Raw genomic sequence first — 15,086 nt, forward strand, 5'->3', positions numbered from 1 at the left:
TCTGACCATGCACGTCCTCGTGGTGCACAACCGCTACGCCTCGGCGCAGCCGAGCGGGGAGAACAGGGTCGTCGACCAGGAGGTGGAGCTGCTGCGCGCGGCCGGCCACCGGGTCGAGGTGTTCGAGCGGCGCAGTGACGACATCGCCGCCCGGTCGCTGCTGGGCAAGGCCGCGGTGCCGCTGCTGGTGCCGTGGAACCCGGCGGTCCGCGCCGAGCTCGCCGCCCGGCTGCGCGCCGACCGGCCGGAGGTGGTGCACGTCCACAACGTCTTCCCGCTCCTGTCGCCCGCGGTGCTGGCCGCCTGCGCCGACGCCGGCGTGCCCGCCGTCGCCACGCTGCACAACTACACCCAGATCTGCCCGCCCGGCACGCTGCAGCGGAACGGCCGGCTGTGCACCGAGTGCGTCGGCTCGGCGGCGCCGCTGCCCGCCGTCCGGCACGGCTGCTACCGCGGCTCCCGGCTGGCGACGGTGCCGCTCGCGGTCAGCCTGTCGGTCAACCGGCGGCGGTGGTGGTCCGGCGTGGAGCGGTTCTTCTGCATCTCCGCGGCACAGCGCGACATCCTGGTGCGCTCCGGCATGCCGACCGAGCGGCTGGCGGTGAAGCACAACTTCGTACCCGACCCGGACGCCCGCCGGGCGGGCGACGGCGAGCAGCTGCTCTTCCTCGGCCGGCTCGCGGAGGCCAAGGGCGTGCGGCTGCTCATGGCCGCGTGGGACGGGATCGCCGCGGAGGGCGGTGTGGGCGTGCCGCTCGTGATCGCCGGCGCGGGGCCGCTGGAGCGGGAGGTGGCCGCCTGGGCGGCGGGCCGGGACGACGTGCGGTACGTCGGCCTGCTCGACCCGGCCCAGTGCCGGCGGGCCGTCGCGCGGTCGGTCGCCGTGGTGGCCCCCTCGATGTCCCTGGAGACGTTCGGCCTGGTGGTCGCGGAGGGCATGGCGGCGGGGGTCCCGGCCGTCGCCGCCGGTCACGGCGCCTTCGTCGAACTCGTCGAGGACGGGGTGACCGGGCTGCTGCACCGGCCGGGCGAGCGGGCCTCGCTCGCGTCCTGCCTGCGCCGGATCACCGCCGACCCGGCCCGCAACCGGGAGATGGGCCGGGCGGCCCGGCGCCGTTACGAGCGGGACTTCAGCCCGGTCGTCGGGCTGGAGCGCCTGGTGGAGGGGTACCGAACCGCGATCGCGGGTCGGTCGACACTGGCTCGCGGCGGGGACACCCGCGCGGGCGGGGGGGATGGGGACGGAAGATGACACGATGCCGACTCTGCGGCTCGGAGGCGATGGCGAGCGTCGTCGACCTCGGGGCGACGCCACCTTGTGAGAGCTTCCTCGCCGCGGACCGACTGGACGAGCCGGAGCCGGCGTACCCGCTGCACCTGCGGGTCTGCACCGACTGCTGGCTCGCGCAGATCCCTCCGCTGATCACGCCGGAGGAGACGTTCAGCGAGTACGCGTACTTCTCCTCCTACTCGACCTCCTGGGTGGAGCACGCGCGCACGTTCGTCGCCGACGCCGTACAACGGCTGGGCCTCGGCGCCGACTCCTTCGTGGTCGAGGTGGCGAGCAACGACGGGTACCTGCTCAGGCACATGGTGGACCGCGGGATCCGCTGCCTCGGCATCGAGCCCTCGGTGAACGTCGGCGCCGCGGCCCGGGAGGCGGGCGTGCCCACGCTCACGGAGTTCCTGGACCCGGCCACCGGCGCCGGCGTCCGCGCCGAGCACGGCCCGGCGGACCTGGTCGTGGCCAACAACGTGTACGCGCACATCCCCGACGTGGTCGGGTTCACCCAGGGGCTGCGCGCCCTGGTCGCCGACGACGGCTGGGTCTCCATCGAGGTGCAGCACCTGCTGACCCTGATCGAGGAGAACCAGTACGACACGATCTACCACGAGCACTTCCAGTACTACACGGTCGCGTCCGCGGCCCGGGCGCTGGCGAGCGGCGGACTCGCGCTCGTGGACGTCGAGCTGCTGCCCACGCACGGCGGCTCCATCCGGCTGTGGGCCCGGCCGGCCGAGGCGGCCGGCGAACCCGCCGGCCGGGTGGCCGAGGTCCTCGACCGGGAGAAGGCGGCCGGGCTCCAGGAGCTGTCCGGCTACGCCGAGTTCTCCGCCCGGGTGGCCAAGGTGCGCCGGGACCTGCTGCGGTTCCTCATCGAGGCGGCCGAGCGCGGCGAGACGGTCGTCGGCTACGGCGCCCCGGGCAAGGGCAACACCCTGCTCAACCACTGCGGCATCCGGCCCGACCTGCTCCCGTACACGGTCGACCGCAACCCCTACAAGCACGGCAGGTTCACCCCGGGCACCCGCATCCCGATCCTGCCGCCCGAGCGGATATCCGCCGACCGGCCGGACTACGTCCTGGTCCTGCCGTGGAACCTGCGGGCCGAGCTGGTCGAGCAGCTGTCCTTCGTGCACGCCTGGGGCGGCCGGCTGGTCTTTCCCGTCCCGGCACTGAGCATTGTCGAGGTCAAGCCATGAAGGTCGTACTGTTCTGCGGCGGCTACGGGCTGCGCATGCGCAACGGAGCCTCCGACGACGTGCCCAAGCCGATGGCGATGGTCGGACCGCGGCCGCTGATCTGGCACGTCATGCGCTACTACGCGCACTTCGGGCACACCGAGTTCATCCTGTGCCTCGGGTACGGGGCCCACCACATCAAGGACTTCTTCCTCAACTACGAGGAGACGACGTCCAACGACTTCGTGCTGCGGGGCGGGCGGACCGAGCTGCTCTCCACCGACATCGCCTCCTGGACGATCACGTTCGCGCAGACCGGCATCGAGTCGCCGATCGGGGAGCGGCTGCGCCGGGTGCGGCACCACCTGGACGGCGACGAGATGTTCCTCGCCAACTACGCCGACGTGCTCACCGACGCCCCGCTGCCGCAGATGATCGACTCCTTCGCCCGGCGCGACGCCGGCGCCTCGATGATGGTGGTGCCGCCGCAGTCCTCCTTCCACTGCGTGGACCTGGGCGAGGACGGCCTGGTGGGGGGCATCACCGCGGTGAGCGAACTGCCGCTGTGGGAGAACGGCGGCTACTTCGTGCTCCGCCAGGAGGTCTTCGACCACATCCCGGAGAACGGGGACCTGGTCGCCGACGGATGCGCCCGGCTGGCCAAGCGCGGCCGGCTGGTGGCGCACCGGCACCGCGGCTTCTGGAAACCGACCGACACCGTGAAGGAGCGGGCCGCGCTCGACGACGCCTACGCCCGGGGCCACCGCCCGTGGGCCGTGTGGGAACGGGACGGCGCGGGGGCGAGCGGGACCGGCGGCAGGGACGGCTCCGGAGCGAGGGCGTGATCCGGCTCGGGGCCGGGCGCCCGGACCGGATCGTCGCGCTGGGCGCGCACTGCGACGACATCGCCATCGGCGCCGGCGGCACGCTGCTGACGCTGTGCCTGGCGCGGCCGGGCATCCGCGTCGACGCGCTGGTGCTCTCCGGCGGCGGCACCGAGCGCGAGCAGGAGGAGCGGGCCGCGCTCGCCGCCTTCTGCCCGGGCGCCGACCTGCGGCTGACCGTGCACAAGCTGCCGGACGGACGGCTGCCCGTGCACTGGGACGAGGCCAAGGCCGCGGTCGAGGAGCTGCGCGGGCGGACCGAGCCGGATGTGATCCTGGCCCCGCGCGCCGACGACGCGCACCAGGACCACCGCGGCCTGGCGAAGCTGGTGCCCACCGCCTTCCGCGACCACCTGGTCCTCGGCTACGAGATCGTCAAGTGGGACGGCGATCTCGGCCGTCCGGCGGCGTACCAGCCGCTGTCGCCAAAGACCGCGGAACGAAAGGCGCGGCTGCTGCAGGAGCACTACCCCTCGCAGCGGCACCGGCCCTGGTACGACCGGGAGGCATTCCTCGGTCTCGCACGGATCCGCGGCATCGAATGCCACGAGCGCTACGCCGAGGCGTTCGCCGTCACCAAGCTCACTCTGAACCTGGGGGAATGAACCTTGCGCGTACTGCTGACCGGGCACCTGGGCTACCTGGGCACCGTGATGGCCCCGGTCCTCGCGGCCGCCGGGCACGAGGTCGTCGGGCTGGACGCCGGCCTGTTCGCCGACTGCGTGCTGGGCCCGCCGCCCGCGGACCCGCCGGGGCCGCAGGTGGACCTGCGCGACATCACGGCCGAGCACGTGGCCGGGGTGGACGCCGTGATCCACCTGGCCGCCCTGTCCAACGACCCGCTGGGAGCGCTGGCGCCGGAACTCACCTACGACATCAACCACCACGCGTCCGTGCGGCTGGCCCGGCTGGCCCGCGACGCCGGGGTGCGGCGCTTCCTGTACGCGTCGACCTGCTCGGTCTACGGCGCCGCCGGCGGCGACGACCTGGTGGCCGAGGACGCCCCGCTGCGCCCGGTGACGCCGTACGCGGAGTCCAAGGTGCGGGTGGAGGACGACCTGCACGCGCTGGCCGACGGCGACTTCAGCCCGGTGTACATGCGCAACGCCACCGCCTTCGGCTACTCGCCCCGGCTGCGCGCCGACATCGTGCTGAACAACCTGGTGGGCCACGCCCTGCTGTCCGGCGAGGTGCTGGTGCTCTCCGACGGCACCCCCTGGCGCCCGCTGGTGCACGCCGCCGACATCGCACGGGCCTTCGCCGCCGCGCTTCTCGCCCCTCGGGAAGCGGTGCACGACCGGGCGTTCAACATCGGCAGCGAGACCAACAACGTCACGGTCGCCGAGATCGCCGAGCAGGTCGCCGAGGCGGTGTCCGGATCGCGGGTGGTGATCACCGGGGAGACCGGTGCCGATCCGCGGTCCTACCGGGTGGACTTCTCCCGGTTCCGCGCCGCGGTGCCCGGCTTCGACTGCGAGTGGACGGTGAAGCAGGGCGCCCTCGAACTCGCCGACGCCTACCGGGAGCACGGGCTGACCGAGGAGGACTTCGCACGACGCTTCACCCGCCTTGCCGTGCTGCGCGCCGCGTCCGAGGCGGGCGCAGTCGACGACACCCTGCGGTGGCGCCGGTGACCGCGCCGGGCGAGCAGATGTACGCGCTGGTGGAGCGGTTGTACCCGCTGTGCCGGAGCATCACCGGCGACGGTGTGCGCGCCACCCTGGAGATCGTCGGCGAGTACGTCCCGCTGCGGGTGCACGAGGTGCCGACCGGGACCCAGGTGCTGGACTGGACGGTGCCGCAGGAGTGGAACATCCGGGACGCGTACATCGCCGACGCCGCCGGCAACCGGGTCGTCGACTTCGCCGCGTCCAGCCTGCACGTGCTCGGCTACAGCGTGCCGGTGTCGGCGACCATGCCGCTGGCCGAGCTGCGCGGACACCTGCACACCCTGCCGGACCACCCGGCCTGGGTGCCGTACCGCACCAGCTACTACAAGCCGGACTGGGGGTTCTGCCTGGCCCAGGAGACCCTGGACGCGCTGCCGGACGGCGAGTACGAGGTGCGCATCGACTCCACGCTCGCCGACGGCCACCTCACCTACGCCGAGCACGTGGTCCCCGGGCAGGTCCCCGACGAGGTGATCGTCTCCTGCCATGTCTGCCACCCGTCGCTGGCCAACGACAACCTGGCCGGCATCGCGGTGGCGACGTTCCTGGCCCGGGCGCTGGCGGAGCGGACGCCGTACCACACCTACCGGTTCATCTTCGCGCCCGGCACCATCGGGGCGATCACCTGGCTGGCCCGCAACGCGGAGCGGATCGACCGGGTCAGGCACGGGCTGGTGCTGGCCTGCGCCGGCGACCCGGGACGGCTGACGTACAAGCAGAGCAGGCGCGGCGACGCGGAGATCGACCGGGTGATGCGGCATGTCCTGGCCGCCTCCGAACGCCCGCACCACGTCACCGAGTTCACTCCGTACGGCTACGACGAACGGCAGTTCTGCTCGCCCGGGTTCGACCTCGGCGTGGGCTCGCTCAGCCGGACCCCGTACGCCGGCTACCCCGAGTACCACACCTCGGCGGACAACCTGGACTTCGTCTCCCCGGACGCGATGGCGGACACGCTCGCCGTCTGCCGTGAGGCGTTCGCCGTGCTGGACCGCAACCGGCGGTACGTCAACCTCAGTCCCTACGGCGAGCCGCAGCTCGGCCGGCGCGGGCTGTACGACGCGCTCGGCGGCCGCAGCGACACCAAGCAGGCCCAGATGGCCATGCTCTGGGTGCTCAGCCTCTCCGACGGCGAGCACGGTCTGCTGGACGTGGCCGAGCGGTCCGGGCTGCCGTTCGACACCGTCGCCGCGGCGGCCGACGCCCTGCACGGCGCCGGGCTGATCAAGGCATGACGCCGATGACCACCGAGGGGGAGAAGACGACGACACCGGCGGTCCCGGCCGGCTCCGGCCGGGGGACCGCCAAGCGGGCCGTCCTCGGCCGGCTGTCCTGGGGACTGGCCGACCAGGCGGCCTCCAGCCTGTCCAACTTCGTGGTCGGGATCTACGTGGCCCGCTCGCTGGGGCCGGCCGCGTTCGGCGTGTTCAGCCTGGCCTGGGTGACCTACGGCGTGGTGCTCAACGTCTCCCGCGGGCTGGCCACCGACCCGCTCGTGGTGCGTTTCAGCGGCGTACCGGAGACGTCCTGGCGCGCGGCGGTGGCCCGCTCCTCGGGTACCGCGCTCGGCCTCGGCGCCGCCCTCGGCGCGGCGTGCCTGCTGGTCGGCCTCGCTCTCGGGGGCAGTGTGGGGCCCGCGTTCGCCTGCCTCGGCGTCGTGCTGCCGGCGCTGCTGCTTCAGGACGCCTGGCGGTTCGCGTTCTTCGCCGCCGGCAGCGGGCGCAAGGCGTTCGTGAACGACCTCGTGTGGGCTGTCGCGCTCGTCCCGGCCATGGTGGTGGCGGCCCGGGTGGGCAGCGTGGCCGCCTTCGTGCTCGCCTGGGGCGCGTCCGCCGCGGTGGCCGCGGCGTACGGCTCTCTCCAGTCCGGCATCCGGCCCCGGACGCCGCAGGCGGGCGGGTGGCTCCGCGCGCAGCGCGACCTCGGCTACCGGTACCTGGTCGAGAACGTCGCCCTCAGCGGCGCGAGCCAGCTGAGGGCGTACGGGCTCGGCGCGATCGTCGGGCTCGGCGCGGTGGGCGCGGTCCGGGGCGCCGAGCTCCTGATGGGCCCGTTCCTCGCGGTGCTGATGGGCCTTTCGCTGGTCACCGTCCCGGAGGCGGCACGGGTGCTGCGGCAGGCCCCGCACCGCCTCGGCCCGTTCTGCCTCATGCTGGGCGGCGGGCAGGCCGCCGCCGCGCTGCTCTGGGGCGGGGCGCTGCTGCTGATGCCTGACCGGCTCGGCGAACTGCTGCTCGGCAGCGTCTGGCACTCCGCCTCGCAGCTCATCGTGCCGATCACCCTCAGCGTGGCGGGCGCGGGCCTCGGCACCGGCGCGGCGGCCGGGCTGCGCGCACTCGCCGCGGCCCGGCGCAGCCTGCGCTGCCAGCTGTTCGCCTCCGTCTGCTACGTCGGCGGCGGGCTCGGCGGGGCGGTCGTCGCCGGCACGGTCGGCTCGGCCTGCGGCGTCGCCGCCGCGACCGTCAGCGGCTCCGCCGTGTGGTGGATGCAGCTGCGCTCCGCCCTGCGCGAGCGACTCCACAACCCCGTCCCCGAAGTGAGGACCTCATGACCGCCCGCCCCAGGCTGAGCATCGGTTTGCCCGTGTACAACGGCGAGGAGTACCTGGCCGAGTCGCTCGACGCCCTGCTCGGCCAGACCTACGAGGACTTCGAGCTGGTCATCTCCGACAACGCCTCGACCGACGGGACGCAGGACATCTGCCGCCGGTACGCCGCACTGGACCCGCGCATCCGCTACCTGCGGCTGCCCCGGAACATCGGCGCCTCGCCGAACCACAACCGTGTGTTCACCGAGTGCCGCGGCGAGCTGTTCAAGTGGGCCTCGCACGACGACCTGTACGCCCGGGACCTGCTGCGGCGCTGCGTGTCGGCGCTGGACGAGCGGCCGGAGGTGATCCTCGCCCACGCCGACCAGGCGGTCATCGACGGCGACGGCCAGGTGAAGGTCCCGTACGAGTACGGGCTCGCCACCGACTCGCCGCACCCGCCGGTGCGTTTCCGCAGCATGCTGTTCGAGCCCGGCGGCGACGACTTCTACGGGGTGATACGGGCCGACGTGCTGCGCCGGGTGAAGCCGCTCGACAGCTACCACCACGCGGACCGCACGTTCGTCGCCGAGATCGGCCTGCACGGCCCCTTCCACCAGGTGCCGGAGCTGCTGTACTTCCGCCGCGACCACCCCACCCGCGCCGAGCGGGCGAACCCCTCCAAGCGCTCCCGGTGCGTCAACCTGGACCCGCGCCGGGCGGGCCCGCTGCATCCGACGCCCCGGCTGCTCGCCGAGTACGTGTGGGGTTTCGTCGCGGCGATCCGGCGGGCGCCGCTGTCCCCGGCCGACCGGCGCGCGTGCTACCGCCACCTGGCCGCGTGGGCGGCCAGCCGGGCCCGGCCGGGCGCCGGCGAGCGGGTCGAGGACCGCGCTCCGGTCGACCCGGGCCGGCTCACCGTCCGCGTCGACGCCCTGGTCGCCGGCCGTGAGGGGAGGCGGGCATGACGCCCGCGCACGGGCCTTTGGCGCGCGTCGGGGTGTTCGGCCTGCTCGGCTCCGGCAACCTCGGCAACGACGGGTCGCTGGAGGCCGTGCTCGGATACCTCCGGCGTGAGCACCCGGAGGCGTCCGTGGACGCGCTGTGCGGCGGACCCGAGGCCGTCACGGCCCGGTTCGGGATCCCCGCGACACGGCTGCACTGGTACCGCGGGGAGTACCGGACCGCGTCGCGTGCGGGCGCGGTCGCGGCCAAGGGGCTGGGCAAACTCGTCGACGCCGTCCGCACCGCCGCCTGGGTGCGCCGGCACGACGTGGTGATCGTCCCGGGCATGGGCGTCCTGGAGGCCACGCTGCCGCTGCGGCCGTGGGGCTTCCCGTACTCGCTGTTCCTGCTCTGCGCCAGTGGCCGGCTGTTCGGCACCCGGGTCGCGCTGGCCGGCGTCGGCGCCGCCCCGATCGGCGACCGGCCGACCCGGATCCTGGTGCGCTGGTCGGCGCGGCTGGCCGCGTACCGGTCGTACCGGGACGCCCAGTCCCGCGACGCGATGCGGGCGATGGGCGTGGACACCCGGCGCGACGAGGTCTACCCGGACCTCGCGTTCGCCCTGCCGACACCGCCGGAACGGGGTGTCCCCCGCTCGGAGGCTGTCGGAGAGCTCGGGGAAGCGCCGCCCACGGGCCCGCCGGGCCGGGTCTGCGTCGGTGTCATGGACTTCCACGGCGGCAACGACGACCGCGCCCGGGCCGGGGAGATCCACCGTCGCTACCTCGACGGGACGATCCGGTTCGTCCGCGCGCTGGCCGAGGACGGCAGGCCGGTCCGGCTGCTCACCGGCGACGAGTGCGACGCGTCGGTGGTCGCCGCGATCCTCGACGCGGTGGACTCGCCGCTGGTCACCGCTGCCGAGCCGGCCTCGCTGGCCGACCTGATGAAGGAGATGGCGGCCGCCGACACCGTGGTGGCGATCCGGTACCACAACCTGGTCTGCGCGCTGAAGACCGGCACTCCGGTGCTCGCGCTCTGCTACGCGGCGAAGAGCGACGCGCTGATGGCGCAGATGGGGTTGGACGCGTTCTGCCATCCGGCGCGCGAGGTCGACGCCGACCGGCTGCTCGAACAGTTCCGGGCGCTGGAGAAGCGATCGGCCGAGCTGCGGCAGACCCTCGCCGAGCGGAACGCCGCCGCCGCCCGGCGCCTCGAGGACCAGTTCACCGCCTTGACAGCGGCCCTGTTCCCGGCGGCCGACCACGCCCACGACCTGCGGGAGGCTCCATGAACGCGTCCGGAATGAAAGCGACCGGGGTCCCGGCGATCGCCGGCGCGTACCTGTTCGAGCCGACCCCTTACGCCGACGAGCGCGGCTTCTTCTGCCGCACCTTCGACGCCGACGTGGTCCGCTCGGTGGGCCTCGACCCGGGCGCCTTCGTCCAGGACAGCCTCTCCCGCTCGGCGGGGGGCGTGCTGCGCGGCCTGCACCTGCGCTCCGGCGCCGGCGAGGCCAAGCTGGTGCGGTGCTCGTTCGGGAGGATCTTCGACGTCGTCGTGGACCTGCGGACGGACTCGCCGACCTACCGCAACCGGGCGTTCTTCGAGCTGTCCGACGAGACGCAGGTGACCCTCTACGTCCCGGCGGGCTGCGCGCACGGCTTCCAGGCCCTGACCGATACGGCCGACGTCTCCTACCGGATCGACCGCCCGCACGATCCGGCCGAGGACGTGACGATCGCCTTCGACGACCCGGAGCTCGCCATTGACTGGCCGCTGCCGGTCACATCGATGTCGCAGCGGGACCGGGAGGCGCCGAGCCTCGCCGAGGTCCTGAAGCAGAGGGAGGGTTGAGGCCGGCGTGGACACCGAAGAGACCGCGAAGCTCCGGCTGCCCCGGTCGCGGGCGGCGAACGAGCGGCTGCACGCCATGATCCCCGGGGGCGCGCACACCTACGCCAAGGGCGACGACCAGTACCCCGAGGACCTGGCCCCGGTCATCAGCCACGGCCGCGGCGCCCATGTGTGGGACGTCGACGGCAACCGCTACGTCGAGTACGGCTCCGGACTGCGGTCGGTCAGCCTCGGCCACGCCCACCCGCGCGTGGTGGAGGCGGCGCGGCGGGAACTCGACCGCGGCAGCAACTTCGTCCGGCCGTCCGTCGTGGAGGTCGAAGCCGCGGAACGCTTCCTGGCCACGGTGCCGACCGCCGAGATGGTGAAGTTCGCGAAGAACGGCTCCGACGCCACCACCGCCGCGGTGCGCCTCGCCCGCGCCGCCACCGGGCGCCCGCGGGTGGCCCTCTGCGCCGACCATCCGTTCTTCTCCGTCGACGACTGGTTCATCGGCACCACGCCGATGTCCGCCGGTGTCCCGGCGGCGACCAGCGAGCTCACCGTGGCGTTCCCCTACGGGGACCTGGCCGCCACGGAGGAGCTGCTCACCCGGTACCCGGACGAGATCGCCTGTCTGATCCTCGAACCCGCCACCCACACCGAGCCCCCGCCCGGGTACCTCGCCGGCCTGCGCGAGCTGGCCGACCGGCACGGCTGCGTACTGGTCTTCGACGAGATGATCACCGGCTTCCGCTGGTCCGAGGCGGGCGCCCAGGGCCTGTACGGCGTCGTCCCCGACCTCTCGACGTTCGGCAAGGCGCTGGGCAACGGATTCGCCGTCTCCGCGCTGGCCGGGCGCCGCGATCTGATGGAGCGGGGCGGGCTGCGTCACTCCGGCGACCGGGTGTTCCTGCTGTCCACCACGCACGGCGCGGAAACGCACTCCCTGGCGGCCGCGACGGCCGTGCTCACCACCTACGTCGAAGAGGGCGTCACCGCGCGGCTGCACTCCCTCGGCGAGCGGTTGGCCGCCGGTGTCCGCGAGGCCGCGGCCGCCATGGGCGTCGGCGACCACGTCGTGGTCCGGGGCCGGGCCAGCAACCTGGTCTTCGCCACCCTCGACGAGAACCGGCAGCCGTCGCAGCGGTACCGCACCCTGTTCCTGCGCCGGCTCCTCCAGGGCGGGGTGCTGGCCCCGTCGTTCGTGGTGAGCAGCGCGCTCGACGACGCCGACATCGACCACACCGTCGACGTGGTGGCCCAGGCGTGCGCGGAGTACCGGAAGGCACTGGACGCCGGCGATCCCACCCCCTGGCTGGCCGGACGACCGGTGAAGCCCGTGTTCCGCCGCTCGGCCTGAGGTGAGGCCGTGTCAGCGACGCTCCCGCCGACCGGCGTCGGCCGTCCGGTAGGCCGGCCGGTCGGCCGTCCGGTCGACCAGCCACGCGGTCGCCGGTGTCACCGCCAGCGCCGTGCACCAGCCGCCGAGGGCGTCGGTCGGGTAGTGCGCGCCGAGGGCGACCTCCGCCCAGCCCATGACGGCGCCGGCGACCAGCGCCGCGGCGAGCACCAGTGATGTGCCGGCCGTCCTGCCGAGGCCGAGCCGGCCGGTGGCGAGCAGCGCCACCACCAGGGCGAGCGCGGTGAGGAAGGCGGTGTGCCCGCTCGGGTAGGACAGGTTTCCGCCGTGGATGGTGCGGCCCACCAGGGACTTGAGCAGCGTCGCCGTCCCGACGGCCGTGCCGGCGCCGGCCACGACGAGCACCGCCGCGCGAGGACGCCGGAGCAGCAGGCAGCCCGTCACGACGGCCACGACCAGCGTCACCGCTCCCACGGGCTCCCCCAGGAAGTCCGCGGCCAGAGCCACCTGCCGCCACGGCGGCCGCACGCCGTCCACCGACGCCAGGATCCGCGCGTCCACCGTGCCGGGCCCGCTGTCGCCGGCGTACCGGACCCCGAGCAGGACGACCACCAGCGCGGCGAGGGCCGCGATCAGCCCGAGCCACCCGCGCAGCGACGGGGGCAGCACCGCGGGCGCCGACCGGCAGGTCACCGCCGGCCGACGTGGCCTTCGGCTCCGGCCGGCGTCAACTCCCCCCACCGAGCCCCCTGTCGTGTCCGACGTGGCCCGCGCGCGAGCCGTCGTCCTGCACGGGCCCGAACTCGCCGGCCTGTCCGTCACCCTGGTCGAGGGTGTCGGAACCAGTCTCCACCCGCCACCCTAACCGGCGATGGGCCGCGGCAAACCGCCGTCGCGAAGTCCACGTGCCGGCCCCGCGCGAGTGGAGGGTTCCGGATCGTTCCCGCTCAGCCCCTGACTTCCCGCGCCACGCGCTCCAGTCGGCTCCGGTGGCCCTCCCACCACTCCTGGTCCCCTGGCGGCATGGCGTCCTCGCCTCGCGAGCACCCGACGGATCCGTCGATGAGCTCGCGCACGATGTCGGCGTGGCCGGCATGCCGCTGGGTGTCGGAGATCACGCGGACCATGATGTGGTGCAGCGTCGCCTCCCGACGTCCCTCCGGCCACCACGGGACGTGACCGACCGCGTCGAGCGTCAGCGTCGCGATCGTGCTGTCGGAGTGCTCCCACGCCTGGCGGTAGAGCCCGACGATCTGCTCCCGCGATTCGTCCGCGGTGGCCCACATGTCCGAGTTGGGTTCGGATTCCTCGGTGTACCACCAGGACGGCGGCTCCGTGCCGAAGAACGGCCGTCCGAACGTGTCGCCGAAGTACCCGAGCTCCACGCCCGCGGCGTGCTTGACCAGCCCCAGCAGGTTGGTGCCCGTGGGAGTCAGCGGACGGCGGACGTCGTACTCCGGGAGCCCGTCGAGCTTCCACACCAGGGCGTCACGCGCCTGCCGCAGGTATCGGAGAAGCTCCGCTTTCGGGTTCGGTTCGATCATGCCGGGCAGTTTCCCACTCGGCACTGACATCGATGCCGATGCTCAGGTTCCGGTAGTCGTGCTCGGACACCGGCCGACGTTCCCCGGTCCCATCCGGCCGGCAGGCCGGCGGTCGCGCGCGGCGCCGAGGTCCGGGTCTCCGTGTCCGGGACCGAGGTCCGGGTCTCCGTGACCGGGACCGCGGGCGGGGTCTCCGTGACCGGGACCGCGGGCGGGGGCCACGGTGCCGACGGCGGTCGTCGCGGTGGTTCTCCCGGCCTCCCCCGTCCCCGAGCCTGCGCGCCGGATCGGGGACGGAGGGACGACGCACACCTCGACGACGGCGGAGCCCTTCGGGACGGCCCCCGGCATGCCCTCCGGTCGCACTGCCGCACCGGAAGGACACCGAGGTCCCCGACCGAGGTCGGGCCGGGCCCTGGCGCGCCCGTCCCCGCGTCCTGCGGCGCGGGCGGGAGGACGGGCGTACGGCCGCGGGGCTCAGCTCGCCCGGAGGAACGGGTAGTCGGTGTAGCCCTCGGCGCCCGGCGCGTAGAACAGTTCCGGCCGCGGCGTGTTCTCCGGGTGCTCGCCCTGCCATCGCTCGACCAGGTCGGGGTTGGCGATGACCGCGCGGCCCACGGCCACGGCGTCGGCGTGGGCGGCCTCGATCAGCTCCACCGCCTCCTCGCGCGTGGTCGGCGAGGAGAAGCCGCTGTTGACGATCAGGTTGCCGCCGAAGCGGCGGCGCAGCTCCTGGACCAGTTCGCCGGCAGGCTCCCGGTGCAGGACGGAGAGGTACGCGAGGCCCAGCGGGCGCAGCCGGTCCATCAGGTGGCCGTAGGTGGCCAGTACGTCGTCGCGGTCGGTCTCCAGGGCGTCCTGGATGTTGTGCTCCGGCGAGATCCGCAGCCCGACCCGTCCGGGGCCGACGGCCTCGGCCACCGCCGTGACCACCTCGACGACGAAGCGGGCCCGGTTCTCCGGAGAGCCGCCGTACTCGTCGGTGCGCCGGTTGGACGCCGGGGAGAGGAACTCGTGCAGCAGGTAGCCGTTGGCGCCGTGGATCTCCACGCCGTCCAGGCCCGCCTCCTCGACCGCCCGGCGGGAGGCGGTGACGAAGTCGTCGAGGGCCGCCCGCGCCTCCTGGACGGTCAGCGCGTGCGGCACCGGGTAGGGCTGCTTGCCCTTCTCCGTGTGGCCTTCGCCGTCGATCGCGACCGCGCTGGGGGCGACGACCCGACGGCCGCCGTTGACGTCGGGGTGGGTGACCCGGCCACCGTGCATGACCTGCATCACGACGCGGCCGCCGCGGGCGTGCACCGCCTCGGCCACCCGCCGCCAGCCGGCCACCTGCTCGTCGGTGACGATGCCGGGCTGGCCGACGAAGGCCTGCGACTCGTGGTTCGGGTAGGTGCCCTCGGTGACGATCAGCCCGATGCTCGCCCGCTGCCGGTAGTGTTCCACCACCAGGTCCCCGGGAACGCCGGAGGAACCGGACCGCATCCGGGTCAGCGGGGCCATGACGACCCGGTTGTCGAGTTCGAGGTCTCCCAGCGAGACGGGCGTGAAGATATTCATGTGCGTGTGCAACAGAATCTGAATGATCAAGATTCCTGGATGGCGCCGACTGCGACGGACGTCACTTCCCGATCATGATTCTCTCCTTTGCGTACGGACAGCGGACAACGACGACGACGCCCTCCGCGGTGGCCGCTGCCGCGGGACGGCCCCGTCCGCTCCCCTCCCCCGCGGCGTTCGAGGCCGGCGAGGCGGCTCTCGGGCGTCCTGTCGATCGGAGAGCTCGAAGGGTTCTTGTGACTGAGCGCCTCGGGCGGCCCTTGAGTGCCTCGGCTCGCCGCTCCGTACCCGGCCGCC

14 protein-coding genes are annotated in these 15,086 nt (G+C 73.7%); 11 read left to right on the plus strand and 3 right to left on the minus strand.

Features of this window, described 5'->3' with window-relative positions; all coding sequences use genetic code 11:
* Positions 1 to 7 precede the first annotated feature (7 nt).
* The 11 genes from ACF061_RS12360 to ACF061_RS12410 are packed head-to-tail and all read left to right on the plus strand — an operon-like array spanning position 8 to position 11,688.
* Complete coding sequence (locus ACF061_RS12360) at positions 8 to 1,252, plus strand: glycosyltransferase (RefSeq protein WP_392266791.1); 1,245 nt, start codon at positions 8 to 10, stop codon at positions 1,250 to 1,252.
* The gene (locus tag ACF061_RS12365) at positions 1,249 to 2,484 is read left to right on the plus strand and encodes a class I SAM-dependent methyltransferase (RefSeq protein WP_392266792.1); all 1,236 of its coding nucleotides are present in this window, start codon (positions 1,249 to 1,251) and stop codon (positions 2,482 to 2,484) included. The genes ACF061_RS12360 and ACF061_RS12365 overlap by 4 nt, the downstream gene beginning before the upstream one ends.
* A complete protein-coding gene (locus ACF061_RS12370) occupies positions 2,481 to 3,308 on the plus strand; it encodes a glucose-1-phosphate cytidylyltransferase (protein WP_392266793.1) in 828 nt (275 codons plus the stop codon). Before ACF061_RS12365 ends, ACF061_RS12370 begins: the two co-directional genes overlap by 4 nt.
* Entirely contained in the window at positions 3,305 to 3,952 is a 648-nt protein-coding gene (locus ACF061_RS12375) for a PIG-L deacetylase family protein (RefSeq protein WP_392266794.1), read from the plus strand. Before ACF061_RS12370 ends, ACF061_RS12375 begins: the two co-directional genes overlap by 4 nt.
* Before the next feature lie 3 nt (positions 3,953 to 3,955).
* On the plus strand, positions 3,956 to 4,981 hold the full coding sequence (locus ACF061_RS12380) for an NAD-dependent epimerase/dehydratase family protein (RefSeq protein ID WP_392266795.1): 1,026 nt from the start codon (positions 3,956 to 3,958) through the stop codon (positions 4,979 to 4,981).
* Positions 4,969 to 6,252, plus strand: a complete 1,284-nt coding sequence (locus ACF061_RS12385; RefSeq protein ID WP_392266796.1) for a DUF4910 domain-containing protein — start codon at positions 4,969 to 4,971, stop codon at positions 6,250 to 6,252. The genes ACF061_RS12380 and ACF061_RS12385 overlap by 13 nt, the downstream gene beginning before the upstream one ends.
* A 5-nt stretch (positions 6,253 to 6,257) precedes the next feature.
* Positions 6,258 to 7,568 (plus strand): hypothetical protein, encoded by a 1,311-nt coding sequence (locus tag ACF061_RS12390; RefSeq protein WP_392266797.1) that lies wholly within the window; start codon positions 6,258 to 6,260, stop codon positions 7,566 to 7,568.
* Positions 7,565 to 8,512: a glycosyltransferase family 2 protein gene (locus ACF061_RS12395; RefSeq protein WP_392266798.1), complete on the plus strand. Its 948-nt coding sequence runs from the start codon at positions 7,565 to 7,567 to the stop codon at positions 8,510 to 8,512. The genes ACF061_RS12390 and ACF061_RS12395 overlap by 4 nt, the downstream gene beginning before the upstream one ends.
* Complete coding sequence (locus ACF061_RS12400) at positions 8,509 to 9,783, plus strand: polysaccharide pyruvyl transferase family protein (protein ID WP_392266799.1); 1,275 nt, start codon at positions 8,509 to 8,511, stop codon at positions 9,781 to 9,783. Before ACF061_RS12395 ends, ACF061_RS12400 begins: the two co-directional genes overlap by 4 nt.
* 11 nt (positions 9,784 to 9,794) lie before the next feature.
* The gene (gene rfbC, locus ACF061_RS12405) at positions 9,795 to 10,346 is read left to right on the plus strand and encodes a dTDP-4-dehydrorhamnose 3,5-epimerase (protein ID WP_392267035.1); all 552 of its coding nucleotides are present in this window, start codon (positions 9,795 to 9,797) and stop codon (positions 10,344 to 10,346) included.
* 7 nt (positions 10,347 to 10,353) lie between these two features.
* Positions 10,354 to 11,688, plus strand: a complete 1,335-nt coding sequence (locus tag ACF061_RS12410; protein WP_392266800.1) for a glutamate-1-semialdehyde 2,1-aminomutase — start codon at positions 10,354 to 10,356, stop codon at positions 11,686 to 11,688.
* Between the two features lie 12 nt (positions 11,689 to 11,700).
* Here ACF061_RS12410 and ACF061_RS12415 read toward each other — a convergent pair whose 3' ends face one another.
* The 3 genes from ACF061_RS12415 to ACF061_RS12425 all read right to left on the minus strand — a co-directional run bounded on the left by ACF061_RS12415 (position 11,701) and on the right by ACF061_RS12425 (position 14,789).
* The gene (locus tag ACF061_RS12415; protein ID WP_392266801.1) at positions 11,701 to 12,381 is read right to left on the minus strand and encodes a phosphatase PAP2 family protein; all 681 of its coding nucleotides are present in this window, start codon (positions 12,379 to 12,381) and stop codon (positions 11,701 to 11,703) included.
* A 254-nt stretch (positions 12,382 to 12,635) separates the two neighbouring features.
* Positions 12,636 to 13,232 (minus strand): DinB family protein, encoded by a 597-nt coding sequence (locus tag ACF061_RS12420; RefSeq protein ID WP_392266802.1) that lies wholly within the window; start codon positions 13,230 to 13,232, stop codon positions 12,636 to 12,638.
* A gap of 477 nt (positions 13,233 to 13,709) precedes the next feature.
* Positions 13,710 to 14,789: an alkene reductase gene (locus tag ACF061_RS12425; RefSeq protein WP_392267036.1), complete on the minus strand. Its 1,080-nt coding sequence runs from the start codon at positions 14,787 to 14,789 to the stop codon at positions 13,710 to 13,712.
* Between the last annotated feature and the right edge of the window lie 297 nt (positions 14,790 to 15,086).

Origin of the sequence: Streptomyces sp. NPDC015220 (genome assembly GCF_043079345.1) — a bacterium.
In the GTDB taxonomy this organism is placed as follows: Bacteria; Actinomycetota; Actinomycetes; order Streptomycetales; family Streptomycetaceae; genus Streptomyces.